Here is a 13,275-nt window from a genome sequence, read left to right on the forward strand (position 1 = left end):
TCATGTCCTGCGTAGCCGCATTATGGAAAGATTGTGCAAACCAGCCCACCTCTAGCGCTCGCGCGCTACACTGACTGTCCTGACTGACGATGTAGCGCCATGGGCATTCGCAATAAACTGTTTCTGATCTTCCTGGGTACCTTCCTGGTCCTGATTGTGGCGGCCAGCGGGTTCTATTATCTGTCCTTCGTGCGCAGCCTGGACACCTATCTCGACGAGCGCCAGCAATCCCAGGTAGAACGGCTGGCCGATCACCTGGGCACTCTCTACCAACAGCAGGGATCCTGGCAGTTTCTGCGCGACGACCCTCGCCGACTGAAACGGCTCTACTGGCTGGCCGGTGATCGCGAGGAAGACAAGGACGACCGCGGCAACCACCGCCACTTGCAACTGCTCGATGCCCATAAACGCGTGCTGATCGGTCCACCTGCTCCGGCAAAATACCGCATCGATGTGCCCATTCAGGATGGCCGACACACGGTGGGCTACCTGACCTACCCGGACCAGGAAGCCATTCGTGACAAACTGGACCGCCGCTTCATTGGCCGCCAACTGCGCTTCGCCCTGTGGATGCTGAGCGTGGGCCTGGGGCTGTCTCTGCTGGTGTCCTGGCTGCTGGCCCGCCACCTGGTCGCGCCGATTCTGGCGCTTTCCCACCACACCCGGGAGCTACAGGAAGGCGACTACAGTTCACGCCTGGCCAGTAACCGCCGCGACGAACTCGGCACCCTCACCCGCCAGGTCGACCAGCTTGCCGAGCGGCTGGACCAGGGCCAGCAGGCACGCCAACGCTGGTTCTCGGATATCGCCCATGAACTGCGCACCCCGGTGGCGATCCTCCAGGGCGAACTGGAAGCCCTTTGCGATGGCATCCGCCCGCTGAATCAGGAAAACCTGAAAGGGCTGGAGAGTGAAGTGGCTCAGCTCACTCACCTGATCAACGACCTGCATGACCTGGCGCTGGCTGACGGCGGAAACCTGCGCTACCAGTTCCGTCAGGAAGATCTGAGCAGCCTTATCGAGGACGTGCTCGACAGCTACCGGGGCGCTTTTGCGCAACGCGAGATAACCTGCCGCACGACTTTGCCCGATCAGGCCCTGCTCCAGCAGGACCCGGTACGCCTGCGCCAGCTACTGGATAACCTGTTCCAGAACAGCCTCAAGTACACCGCCGACGGCGGCGAGCTGGCCGTTTCCCTGACCCGGCAAAAAGATGACACCTGGTTACTGACGGTGGATGACAGCGCCCCCGGCGTCCCCGACGACGCCCTGCCCAAACTGTTTGATCACCTGTATCGGGTGGAAAGCTCCCGTAACCGCCGCACCGGGGGAGCCGGGCTGGGGCTCGCTATTTGCCAGCGCATTGTCGAAGCCCACGGCGGCACCCTTCATGCGCAGCACAGTCCGCTGGGCGGTGTGCACATCCAGATCTCGCTACCGGGAGACGCGCCATGAGCCGCATCCTGATCGTGGAAGATGAACCGCGCCTGTCACAGCTGGTGGCGGATTACCTGCAACATGCCCACTACCAGACCGAACAGACCGACAGCGCCAAAACCGCCATTACCCTGGCCCGGGAGCAATCCTTTCAGGCGATATTGCTGGATCTGATGCTGCCCGACGGCGATGGCATGGAAGTGTGCAAGGCCATCCGTCAGCACAGCAACGTGCCGATTCTCATGGTCACCGCCCGCGTGGATGAAGTAGACCGCCTGCTGGGCCTGGAACTGGGCGCTGACGATTACATCTGCAAACCGTTCAGTCCTCGTGAACTGGTAGCCCGAGTGAAAGCCGTTCTGCGCCGAGCGAATCCCGAACCCAGCGAGCAAGACGATGGACTGCGACTCGATGAGGAACGCTACGAAGTCGTCCTCACCCAGCCCCAGGGCCAGCAACGCATCGCACTCACCGCCATCGAATTTGCCCTGCTCGCCACCCTGTCCCGCCAGCCGGGCCGAATCTGGTCACGGGACCAGCTGATGGACGAAATCTACAAGGACCACCGCGTGGTGTCCGACCGCACCATCGACAGCCACATCCGTAAGCTTCGCCGCAAACTCAGCGATGGCGACGCACAATCCCATGACTGGATAGGCAGCGTGTATGGGGTGGGGTATCGGCTGGAAACGCCGTAACACCTCCGCCTACTTGTAGGAGTCGAACCTCGCGAAGCGAGGCGCTAGACGAGCGTTCCGCACGATTGATCGCCTTTCGGGGATTCCGTGCTGCGCACGGTTCGGCCCCTGGAAGGGAATCTCCTACAGCACAAATCAGGCGCCGTTGCGGTTTTGATTTTCCTTGCAGCTCGTTGCTCGCAGCTAGTAACTGCTTCTTCCACATTTCCTGCATATTCCTTGCACCCTTTGCCGCAATACTCTCCCCATCACATTCAGGGACTCAATGGAGTCACAAGGAGAAAGCCCCATGAAAAAGATCGCCATCGTTATTCTTGCTGTTTTTACCACATCCGCTTTTGCCATGGGCCCCGGTCATCGGGGCGGCGAAAAAATAGTCGAACACATGACAAAAAAACTGGAACTGACGGAGACGCAAAGCGCACAAATGACCAGCGTCTTTGAGGAGCAGGGTGAGAAAATGAAAGCCTTGCACGATGAAACCCAGGCGAAAATCAACGCCATTCTGACACCGGAACAGCAGGAGAAAATGGCGGAGCTTAAAGAAGACCGCAAAGAGCGCTGGGAAGAACGCAAAGAAAAACGGAAACAGAAAAAAGGGGAGCGCGGAGAGTAACGTCCGGGCAATTCTTATCTCGAAACGCTAAAACCGGCATGAAAGCCGCTCTGTTCGCGATGCGGGTATGGCTTCCCACAAGACAAGCGCGTTACTGTGGGAAGCCATGCTTGCATGGCGAATTGCCTTTTCCAGACCGTCGACGCGAAGCCCTACAACAACGCCTGACGCATATCCGTCAATAGTTGGCTCAGGTACGTCGTGAACCGCGCCGCAGCCGCCCCATCAATAACCCGGTGATCGTAAGACAAACTCATCGGCAGCATCAGCCGCGGCTGAAACTGATTGCCATCCCATACCGGTTGCATGTCCGAACGGCTCACGCCGAGAATCGCCACTTCCGGCCAGTTCACAATCGGGGTAAATGCGGTGCCGCCAATACCGCCCAGGGACGAAATGCTGAAGGTTCCGCCTTTCATATCCGCAGGTGTCAACTTACGGTTACGGGCTTTCTCGGCCAGCTCGCCCATTTCCAGGGCGATTTCCTTCAGCCCTTTCTTGTCCGCATCCTTGATCACCGGCACGACCAGACCGTTGGGGGTGTCTACCGCTATACCAATATTGATATAGCGTTTTTCAATCAACGCCTCGCCACTGTTTTCCAGCGAACTGTTGAAACGCGGGTACTCCTTCAGCGCCCGCGCACAGGCTGTCACCAAAAACGCCAGCATGGTGAGCTTTACGCCCTCGCGTTCAAGGCGTTTGTTCTGACTTTTGCGGAACGCTTCCAGGTCGGTGATATCCGCATTGTCATGCTGGGTCACATGGGGAATCGTCAACCAGGAACGCGTCAAATTCTGGGCGGATACCTTGCGTAGCTTGTTTAACTCAACTCGCTCAATGTCGCCGAACTGGCTGAAATCAATCTCCGGCAGTTCTACTGCCAGGCCACCGCCTGCGCCCCCGGCCGGCTGCCCTTCCAGGCGCTGCTTCACATAGGCATGCACGTCATCTTTGAGAATACGACCTTTCGGGCCTGTGGCGCTGACCTGTGACAAATCCACCCCGGTTTCCCGAGCCAGCTTGCGCACCGCAGGGCCAGCATGGACAGGTTTGGACGGAGACGCCCCACTGTCGGCGACTTGCCCCCGGGATGAAGAGGGAGGCTCGCTTTTCTGTGCCGGCTTGCCTTGTGCGCCTGTGTCACTGTCTTTGCCGGTTTCCTTCTCCTCCTTATTGGCGTTTTCGGCATCAGCCTCTTTTTCACTCTCCGGTTCTCGCTCGCTTGCTTCTGCTGATACAGAACCACCCGCAACCGCCAATGTAATCAGGGCATCACCGGTGCCGACCTTGTCACCCACGCTGACGCTAACCGACTCCACCTTGCCGGCGTTCGGCGACGGAATTTCCAGCGACGCCTTGTCGGATTCCACCACCACGATGACCTGCTCTTCGTCGAGTTCATCCCCCACAACCACATTCACTTCAATAATTTCTGCCGCATCGATATCACCAAGATCCGGCACCTTTACGGTTTCCGTGCGGCTTCCTGCCTGCTCTTTCGGCTTGTCCACCTTGGCACTGTCGCCCGACGCGTTTTCCTTTTTCGGCTCATCCTGCGGCTGCGATTGGGCACCGCTACCCTGCGCCGTGTCGCCCTTGTCATCTGCTGCTACGGATTCATCGTTGCCATCGCCCTCTTCGGCCTCAAGCTCCATGACCGCATCGCCTTCCTTGACGCGGTCACCCACCTTGACACTGATTGCAGCAACTTTTCCGCCCTGGGGCGCTGGCACTTCCACTGTTGCCTTGTCGGATTCCAGCACAATAATGGTGTCTTCGGCGTTAATGGTATCGCCGACTTTCACGCTGATCTCGATGACATCAACAGGATCACTGCTGCCCACATCGGGAACATGAATTTGCGTTTTACTCACACCTGAACTCCTTATAGTGAGATCACTGATCGATAATCAGTGATGGGTGCGATCAATGCATCACCGGATAGGGTTTATCCGTATTGATGCCATATTTCTCAATGGCCTGTTTCACCACCGCAGCCTCAACCTTGCCCTCTTTGCGCAAGGCATTCAGTGCCGCCAGCACCACGAAGTAACGATCCACTTCAAAGAAATGGCGTAACTTCTGGCGTGAGTCGCTGCGCCCGAAACCATCGGTACCCAGCACCGAATACGGGGCTTTCACCCAGGGGCGAATCTGGTCGGCAAAGGCGCGCATGTAATCAGTGGATGCGATCACTGGCCCGGCGCGACCCTCCAGGCATTTCTCTACCCAGTTAGGCCCTCGCTCTTTTTCCGGGTTGAGCATATCGTCGCGGTCCAGCTGAAGCCCTTCACGACGCAGCTCGTTGAAGCTGGTGACGCTCCACACATCCGCCGCCACACCAAAATCCTCTCGCAGCAAGTCCGCCGCCGCTTCCACTTCACGCAATATCGTACCGCTGCCGAGTAGCTGAACCCGCAGGGTTTTCCTGGTTTTCGGTTTGCCTTCACGCAGCAGATACATGCCTTTGCGGATGCCTTCTTCCGCCCCTTCAGGCATGGCACCGTGCATGTAGTTCTCATTCATCAGGGTCAGGTAATAGAACACCTTTTCGTTGTCCTCATACATGCGTCTGAGGCCATCCTGAAGAATCACGGCCAGCTCGTAACTGTAGGTGGGATCGTAGCTGACACAGTTGGGCACGGTGCTGGCCAGCAGATGACTGTGGCCATCCTGATGCTGAAGCCCCTCACCATTAAGCGTGGTGCGCCCGGCGGTGGCGCCCAGCAGGAAACCGCGGGCCTGGCTGTCGCCGGCGGCCCAGCACAGATCTCCCACGCGCTGGAAGCCGAACATGGAGTAATAGATGTAGAACGGAATCAGGGTGAAGTCATGGACGCTGTAACTGGTGGCTGCCGCCAGCCAGCCGGACATGGCACCGGCTTCGTTGATGCCTTCTTCGAGAATGCGCCCCTTCTTGTCTTCCCGGTAATACATCACCTGGCCAGCATCTTCCGGTTCATACTTCTGGCCGCCGGATGAATAAATGCCTAACTGGCGGAACAGCCCTTCCATGCCAAAGGTACGGGCTTCATCGGGCACAATCGGCACCACGCGCTCACCAATCTGCTTGTCCTTGATCAGCGTGCTCATCATGCGCACGAAGGCCATGGTGGTGGATATTTCCCGATCACCACTGCCTTCAAGAAAGTTGGCAAACACATCCAGCCCGGGGATGGTCAATTGCTGGCTGGCTTTCTGGCGGCGCACGGGCATATAGCCGCCCAGTTTGTCGCGTTGTTCCTTCATGTAACGCAGCTCGGCGGAGTCCTCTGCCGGGCGGTAATAGGGCACCTCTTCCAGCTGCTCATCGGTGAACGGCATATCGAAGCGGTCGCGGAAATCTTTCAGGCTTTCCAGATCCAGTTTCTTCATCTGATGCGTTTTATTGACGGCTTCACCGGCACCGGTGGCATAGCCCTTGACCGTCTTGGCCAAAATTACCGTGGGCCGCCCGGTGTGATTCACCGCAGCGTGATACGCCGCGTACACCTTGAACGGATCGTGGCCACCCCGGTTCAGGCGATACACATCTTCATCGCTCATGTGCTCGACCAGTTTCTTCAGTTCCGGGTTCTCACCAAAGAAATGTTCGCGGGTGTAGGCGCCACCGTTTTTCTTGTAGGCCTGATATTCCCCATCCACACATTCTTCCATGCGGCGACGCAGCAGACCTTCGCTGTCTTTTTCCAGCAACGGGTCCCACAGGCGCCCCCACACTACCTTGATCACGTTCCAGCCGGCGCCACGGAACACGCCTTCCAGCTCCTGGATAATTTTACCGTTACCGCGCACCGGGCCATCCAGTCGCTGCAGGTTGCAGTTCACCACAAACACCAGGTTATCCAGCTTTTCACGCCCCGCCAGAGCGAGGGCGCCAAGGGATTCCGGCTCGTCCATTTCACCGTCACCCAGGAATGCCCAGACCTTGCGGTTATCCTGCTGGATCAACTCCCGGTTCTGCAGGTACTTCATGATGTGGGCCTGGTAGATGGCCTGAATCGGCCCCAGCCCCATGGAGACAGTAGGAAATTGCCAGAAGTCCGGCATCAGCCAGGGGTGGGGATAGGACGACAGTCCCTTGCCATCCACTTCCCGGCGGAAGTTATCCAGCTGCTCTTCGCTGATGCGCCCTTCCAGGTAAGCCCGCGCGTACACGCCCGGTGCTGAGTGCCCCTGGAAAAACACCAGGTCGCCCTCGTTCTCATCGCTGGGGGCGCGGAAGAAATGATTAAAGCCCACATCGTAAAGGGTGGCGGAGGAAGCAAATGAGGCAATGTGCCCCCCCAGCTCATCATCGTTATCCATGTTGGCCCGCATAACGGTGGCCAGCGCATTCCAGCGCACCAGTGAGCGAATACGGCGCTCCATGAACATGTCACCGGGGATGGCGGCTTCGTCCTTGGGGGCAATGGTATTGAGATAGGGGGTGTTGAGGTGGGTGCGATAAACGCCCTGCTCCTGGGCTTCGTTGGTAATGGCATCGAGTAGCCAGGCGGCCCGCTCGGGACCTTCCCGCTCGACCACGGATTCCAGGGCTTCGAGCCATTCCCGGGTTTCTGCGGGATCAACGTCGTCAAAAAAACTGCGTTTTTGCATGGGCTTGCGTCCTTTTTCGCGTTGCCATGCGCCGCCGCAGGATCACTGCAGCGGCGCTGAAAGAGGCCCAAGGGTGACTGGGCTTGAGACCTGAAGTCTCACGACACCGGTGGCTGGAGCATATCTGCCGATACCCCGGTGTTCGTTAATACTAGCGCCGTAGACCGGTTGGCGGTCAAGCTGGCCAGTGACGAAAAGAATCAGCCAGCACAGTATGTTGGCCATTTTTTCGGTTATTTCGCTATCGTGAACCCGATGCAGGAAAACCGGAATGCGACCAAGGTCGGTTCTATAGAAACGCTACTCACTCCAGCACGTTCACAGCAACATGATCCACAACGCGGCCATAATCAGCCAGATGGCCACACAGCGAAGCAGCAGGCCCTGCAATTCTTCCAGATGATCCATGGCGGTGTGCAAGGTTCCGGGGCTGGCGCCATGATTTTCTTCCTGTGCCACATTGGCCACGGACACTATCAGCGAGGGGGGCGGCTGCAGCTGCCACCAGGCGCCGCGCATTCTTTCCATTACCGCGGTAAAGTCCCCGGCCAGCGACATACTGACAATAAGCAGTTGCCGGGCAGGCAAGCTCAACCAGTCATCCAGTGCTTGCTGCCAACCCAAAGTCTCTGATTCGCTACAGTGACGCCGCTGACGCTGCAGCCAGGCATGGTTCATGACCACCAGAAACGCCGCCCCGAACCCCAGCAGCACCAGCCAGAAAATCGCCACGAACAAGCGTTCTTCCCGCACCAGAATCTGCTCACTCAGTTGCTGATGGTAGGCCGGGTCGCCGGGCACGCCGTTAACGGCAAATTCGTCCGTGGCCAGGGCCTCAAACCCATCCGGGTCATTCATGCGGCCGCGTACCAGCAACTCATCCACATGGCGAAACTCGCTGTGACTGCCCAGCAACCACAAGAGCAGCAATGTGCCCAGACCCAGCACCAATAACTGGCCCCAGAAACCGGACAACCAGCACGCCCCCCAGGCGATCAACACCGCAGGCAGCAGCACCGCGACCCACCACACCCGGTTCGGATGCCCAATGCGGCTACCGCAGCGTTGCAGCCAGCGCTGGTGACGTTCCTCGCCTGCCAGCAGCGGCGACCAGCCTGCATCCATCCTGCGCAGCCCCATGACCACGATCAACACAATAAACTTCATGCCTTTTCCTTCCTGAACTCGGCCAGTTGTTCACGGTAACGCCGCCAGTCGAACGCCGGGCCGGGATCCGTTTTTCTGCCCGGTGCAATATGTTCATGGCCGGTAATGCGGGCATCGGTAATCGCAGGATAGTGATGCTGCAAAAGCTGCGTCAGCGCAGCCAACGTAGCGTACTGGGCGTTTTCGTAGGGGATGTTGTCGGCCCCTTCCAGTTCGATACCGAGGGAGAAATCGTTGCAGTTTTCCCGCCCCTGAAACGTGGAGACGCCGGCATGCCAGGCGCGTTTATCGCACGGCACAAACTGTAGCAGGCCCCCGTCACGACGAATCAGAAAGTGGGACGACACCGTCAATTGGTGGATGGTTTCAAAATAGGGGTGATCCGCCAGGTTCAGGCAGTTTTGAAAAAACGCTTCGATATGGCCGCCGCCAAACTGGCCCGGCGGCAAACTGATGTTATGGATCACCAGCAACGAGATATCTGCCGGATCAGGGCGTTCGTTAAAATTGGGGGATGGGCACCATTGCGCCTGATCGACACGATGTCCGGAAAAGGTAAGCACCCGCGCAAGCTCCCTAGAACCTGTTCATGATCTATACGCAACCGCGCCGGAGTCAATTTTTTCGCCAGGTCGTGATTGCGATTGTGTCGTGTAGTCATTCTACATAAATAAGCGCAATCGCGGGCTGGCGGCCTCTTTTCCTTAAAGAAAGGGGCCCGGCCCTTCGGGTTACCGCTAAAAATGGTGCCATGCTGTGTTGCGGACCTTGAACTTGACCCGTCAGGCCCTGCGGTCCGCGCCTTGCCTGCCACCATTTTTAGCAGCGACGCGGCTGCGTATAGATCATCAACAGGTTCTTATGCCTGCGCCGGGGCAGCGGCTAGTGTTGCACGTTACCCTGCATGCGACGCAGATCGCCAATAACTGCTTCCAGAGCCCGGTCAAACAGGGCTCCCTCCTCAATGAGTTTAACAGTCCCGTTATGCAGGGCAACGGCCAGGGTGTAAGCAGAAAACTCCTGCACCTTGATACCGCGGCGGTTGGTGAACACCATTTTCACCCCGGCGCGGATGTTGGCCGCCAGCTTGGCGCGGCGAGGTTCGCCGTCATCCTGAATTTCAATCCACTGCCCGGGCGGCAGCTGGCTGCATTTCTTCACCAGGAAATGATTTTCCGGCAATTCCGGCACCGTTTCCGGCTGGGCCGGCTCGGCGGGCTGCTCTGGCTCCACCGCCACCCGCTCCGTCTGTAGCCCCTTGAGCAGCTGCTGATGCACATCACGGAATTTAACCAGCAGCTGCTTGGTTTCCACCGCATCGTAGTTGATCTGGCTGAGGCCGCTGTGCAGGGTCTTGAGCAGCTTCGGACTCAGATCCTTCAGTTTTTCCAGGGCCGCCTGCTCCCGGTGCTCCAGCACACTCCAGACCACCGCATCGACTACCTTCACCTGCTGCTGCCACAATCCGCTATCTTCGCCTTCGCGCAGCCAGGTCAAGTACAACACCTGTTGCCAGCCCTGGCGCAGCAGGCGCACCACCACATCCGGCAGCTGCCGCCCGGCCATGCGCTTATCCAGCACCGCCACCACTTCGCTGCGGGCCTGCTCGGCACGGGCCTTGCCCTCTTCTGCTTCGCGAACCCGCTGTTCAACACGATCGGAACGGCTTTTCTGGTTATCGAAGAACTGCTGGAACTCCTGCAACAGCGAGGAGAACAGGCTGGCATCATCTTCGTAATCATCAATGATGCGGTGCACCGCCTGATTAATCCTCTGGTAGAGGTCGTCCTGGATACCTTGCTGCGGATCCCATTGGCTACCGGCCCGGGCCAGCATGTTCAGCAATAGGCGGGCTTCATGATTATCATTGCTAAAAAAGGTTTTATCGATGATCGCTACTTTCAGCAGCGGGATCTGCAGGCGTCCAATCAGCGCCTTGATTTCCGAGGGCAGGCCCTCGTCATCCAGAATGAAATCGAACAGCAGGGCCACCAGATTGATGACATCATCATCGGCCTGATCCAGGGCATGGATGGCCTCGCCGTGCTCATTGTCGAGCAGCTCGGACAGGTCCGTTTTCAGGTCGGCACGGTCTTCGCCTTCATCCTCACCGAGGCTACGCTCTACCCGCTGCAGGCGGTTCAAGACGCCGAGCAGATCATCGGAGCTGACCTGATGCACAGACGCCGCGTTAGCCACCGGCGCGCCATTCATATAGGGCACCCCGTTCTGCATAACGGCCATGGCCGCCTCACTGGCTACGCCCGGCGCTCCGCCTGCCCCACCATTACCCGGGCCTCCCTGCATGCCGCGCATGGTCACCAGCAATTCCTGCAATAAACCAAACATCTGATCATTGCTGGGGCCGCCGACATTCCCAGACATCGGTATCCCACTGTCAGAACCCTGGCCTTGGCTCGCCAGTGAGCGGGAGCCGGGCTTGCGTGCCGGGGCGATAGGCGCAGACTTCATTTCCGGCAACACCCCGGCATCGATCAGCACCTTGTTGGCCTCACTGACCAGATAGCCGGTTTCCGCCATCACTTCCCGCTCGAACAGCTTGAGGATGATCAGGCGGGCCTTGATATCCAGCGACAGCTTTTCCAGCCCTTCACTGAAACAGGCGACCAGCTGGCGGGGCTCCAGAGGATTATTGTGCTCGTTCACTTCCCGCTTGCTTTCAAACAGGTATTCGATGCGGTGACAGAGGACCTTCAGCTGCTCGTTACAGCCATTACGGGCCCGGCGGGCCATGTTATCCAGCGCCACCGAGGTTTCCAGCTCATCCTCATTGACCAGCGTCAGGGAATCCAGATCCACCGGCGTTTTTTCCAGTCTCTCGGTTTCCAGGGGCCGCGCCAGGGTCAGAAATTGATGATTAATGGCCTGCTTGAAGCTGCCCACCAGGCCAGCACGCTGAATGCGCAGCTCGCGCATGGCCTCGAAATAGCGCTCACGTTCGCTATCGGTTTCTTTCTCGGCCAAGTCAAAGAGCTTGTCATCGGCACCATCCAGCATATCGCCAAGATAGGCGGCACTGAGAGACAGGTAACGCGCACACACCTTCTCAAGCGGCCGCGGCATGCTACCTGGCGTTGCTTTTCCGGAAACCGGCTTTAGCTGTGTGACCTTGGACATTGCTCCCCCGGCAGGCGAACCCGCGACAGGCTGGGTGAAATACATCAAAAACAGGGTGTATATGGCACCAACGTTTTAATACTTTAATACGCTACCACGCATCAAGAGTAAGAATTTTGAACTAGTTGGCACTGACAGAATAGTGTGCGAACACTCACAAACAAAACGCCCCACTTTCCCTACCCCGGAAATTCCCCTAGCCTAAGGCCTTTCGGGGCATTGGACGATAGCCATGGAACAGACGGTAACCATACTCAAACAGATTAGTGGTCTTCTGTGGGGATGGCCGGCGCTGATTCTCATCGCTGGCACAGGCATTTATCTCACCCTTATTCTCGGCTTCCTGCCCTTGCGCCAGCTGGGTTTCGGTTTCCGGCAAATGCTGGGGCCGCAGCGCGGGGTGGGCACCATCGGTGCCGGCGCCGCCCTCGCCACCTCGCTGTCTGCCACCATTGGTACCGGTAATATTGTCGGCGTAGCCACCGCCATTCACTCCGGTGGCCCTGGTGCCCTGGTCTGGATGTGGCTAATCGCCCTGGTAGGCATGGCCACCAAATACGCAGAAGCGGTGCTCGCCGTTCATTTCCGGGAAAAAGATGCCGCCGGGCAATACGTGGGCGGCCCCATGTATTACATCAAGAACGGCTTGGGCAAAAACTGGCACTGGCTGGCCATCGCCTTTGCTGTCTTCGGCATGATTGCCGGCTTCGGGATCGGCAATAGCGTCCAGGCCAACTCTGTGGCCCACGGCCTCAGTGACAGCTTTGGTCTGCCACCGTGGATCACCGGCGTCACTCTGGCGGTCCTGGTGGGCATGGTGGTGCTGGGCGGCATGAAACGAATCGCCACCGTGGCGACCTTTATTGTGCCCTTTATGGCGCTGGCCTATCTGCTGGCAGGCCTGGTGGTTCTGGCGGATCACGCCAGCGCCATTCCTGATGCCTTGGCCCTGTGTTTTGAAAGCGCTTTCACCGGCACCGCCGCCGCCGGTGGTTTTGCCGGGGCGCTGGTGAAAGAAGCCATCCGCTTCGGTATGGCCCGGGGGATCTTTTCCAACGAAGCCGGCCTGGGCAGCGCCCCCATCGCCCACGCTTCTGCGAACACGGATCACCCGGCCCGACAGGGCTCCATCGCCATGCTCGGCACCTTTATCGACACCATCATTGTCTGCTCCGTTACCGGCTTGGCGATTGTATCCACCGGCGTGTGGGACAGTGGCGTCAAAGGCGCCCCCCTTTCCGCCATGGCGTTTTCATCCACCTTCGGCGGTGTCGGCAACATCATTGTGGCCTGCAGCCTGGCCGTGTTTGCCTTTACCACCTTGCTGGGCTGGAGCCTGTACAGCGAACGCTGCACCCAGTTCCTGTTCGGCAACAAGGCGATCATGCCCTTCCGGGTCGTCTGGGTACTGGCCGTGCCGTTAGGCGCCATAGTCAGCCTGAACTTCGTCTGGGCGCTGGCCGACATCATGAATATCCTGATGGCCGTGCCAAACCTGATCGCTCTGTTATTATTGTCCCCCATTGTGGTTCGGCTAAGCCGAGAGTTCTTCGCCAACCGCCGCCCGGACTGAATATTTGTAGGAGCTTGCTTGCAAGCGAACCCAGGGTATCGTCA

The 13,275-nt window shown here is 58.4% G+C and carries 9 protein-coding genes; 4 read left to right on the forward strand and 5 right to left on the reverse strand.

Annotated elements, in window-relative coordinates:
* Positions 1–99: 99 nt before the first annotated feature.
* From COA55_RS00800 to COA55_RS00810, 3 genes are all read left to right on the forward strand, one after another.
* Positions 100–1,455, forward strand: a complete 1,356-nt coding sequence (locus tag COA55_RS00800; protein WP_063539091.1) for an ATP-binding protein — start codon at positions 100–102, stop codon at positions 1,453–1,455.
* Positions 1,452–2,135 (forward strand): response regulator, encoded by a 684-nt coding sequence (locus COA55_RS00805; RefSeq protein WP_290500138.1) that lies wholly within the window; start codon positions 1,452–1,454, stop codon positions 2,133–2,135. The genes COA55_RS00800 and COA55_RS00805 overlap by 4 nt, the downstream gene beginning before the upstream one ends.
* Before the next feature lie 289 nt (positions 2,136–2,424).
* Entirely contained in the window at positions 2,425–2,751 is a 327-nt protein-coding gene (locus COA55_RS00810) for a hypothetical protein (protein ID WP_290500139.1), read from the forward strand.
* Positions 2,752–2,903: 152 nt separating this feature from the next.
* Here the strand turns inward: COA55_RS00810 and aceF are convergent, their stop codons facing one another.
* From aceF to COA55_RS00835, 5 genes are all read right to left on the reverse strand, one after another.
* The gene (gene aceF, locus COA55_RS00815) at positions 2,904–4,628 is read right to left on the reverse strand and encodes a dihydrolipoyllysine-residue acetyltransferase (protein ID WP_290500140.1); all 1,725 of its coding nucleotides are present in this window, start codon (positions 4,626–4,628) and stop codon (positions 2,904–2,906) included.
* A 52-nt stretch (positions 4,629–4,680) separates the two neighbouring features.
* On the reverse strand, positions 4,681–7,353 hold the full coding sequence (gene aceE / locus COA55_RS00820) for a pyruvate dehydrogenase (acetyl-transferring), homodimeric type (RefSeq protein WP_290500141.1): 2,673 nt from the start codon (positions 7,351–7,353) through the stop codon (positions 4,681–4,683).
* Positions 7,354–7,671: 318 nt separating this feature from the next.
* Positions 7,672–8,520, reverse strand: coding sequence for a hypothetical protein (locus COA55_RS00825; protein WP_290500142.1), 849 nt, complete (start codon positions 8,518–8,520; stop codon positions 7,672–7,674).
* Entirely contained in the window at positions 8,517–9,083 is a 567-nt protein-coding gene (gene ampD / locus COA55_RS00830) for a 1,6-anhydro-N-acetylmuramyl-L-alanine amidase AmpD (protein WP_290500143.1), read from the reverse strand. The genes COA55_RS00825 and ampD overlap by 4 nt, the downstream gene beginning before the upstream one ends.
* Before the next feature lie 319 nt (positions 9,084–9,402).
* Positions 9,403–11,658, reverse strand: a complete 2,256-nt coding sequence (locus tag COA55_RS00835) for a DUF1631 domain-containing protein (RefSeq protein ID WP_290500144.1) — start codon at positions 11,656–11,658, stop codon at positions 9,403–9,405.
* Between the two features lie 232 nt (positions 11,659–11,890).
* Here COA55_RS00835 and COA55_RS00840 point away from each other — a divergent pair, with 232 nt between their 5' ends.
* Entirely contained in the window at positions 11,891–13,231 is a 1,341-nt protein-coding gene (locus tag COA55_RS00840) for a sodium:alanine symporter family protein (protein WP_290500145.1), read from the forward strand.
* The last annotated feature ends 44 nt before the right edge of the window (positions 13,232–13,275 follow it).

The sequence above is a fragment of the Alcanivorax sp. genome (assembly GCF_002733835.1).
Lineage (GTDB): Bacteria > Pseudomonadota > Gammaproteobacteria > Pseudomonadales > Alcanivoracaceae > Alcanivorax.

Coding starts and splice junctions, on each gene's coding strand:
- COA55_RS00835 (WP_290500144.1), bottom strand. CDS start 11,658: ATGTCCAAGGTCACACAGCTAAAGCCGGTTTCCGGAAAAGCAACGCCA.
- aceE (WP_290500141.1), bottom strand. CDS start 7,353: ATGCAAAAACGCAGTTTTTTTGACGACGTTGATCCCGCAGAAACCCGG.
- COA55_RS00840 (WP_290500145.1), top strand. CDS start 11,891: ATGGAACAGACGGTAACCATACTCAAACAGATTAGTGGTCTTCTGTGG.
- COA55_RS00800 (WP_063539091.1), top strand. CDS start 100: ATGGGCATTCGCAATAAACTGTTTCTGATCTTCCTGGGTACCTTCCTG.
- COA55_RS00810 (WP_290500139.1), top strand. CDS start 2,425: ATGAAAAAGATCGCCATCGTTATTCTTGCTGTTTTTACCACATCCGCT.
- COA55_RS00825 (WP_290500142.1), bottom strand. CDS start 8,520: ATGAAGTTTATTGTGTTGATCGTGGTCATGGGGCTGCGCAGGATGGAT.
- COA55_RS00805 (WP_290500138.1), top strand. CDS start 1,452: ATGAGCCGCATCCTGATCGTGGAAGATGAACCGCGCCTGTCACAGCTG.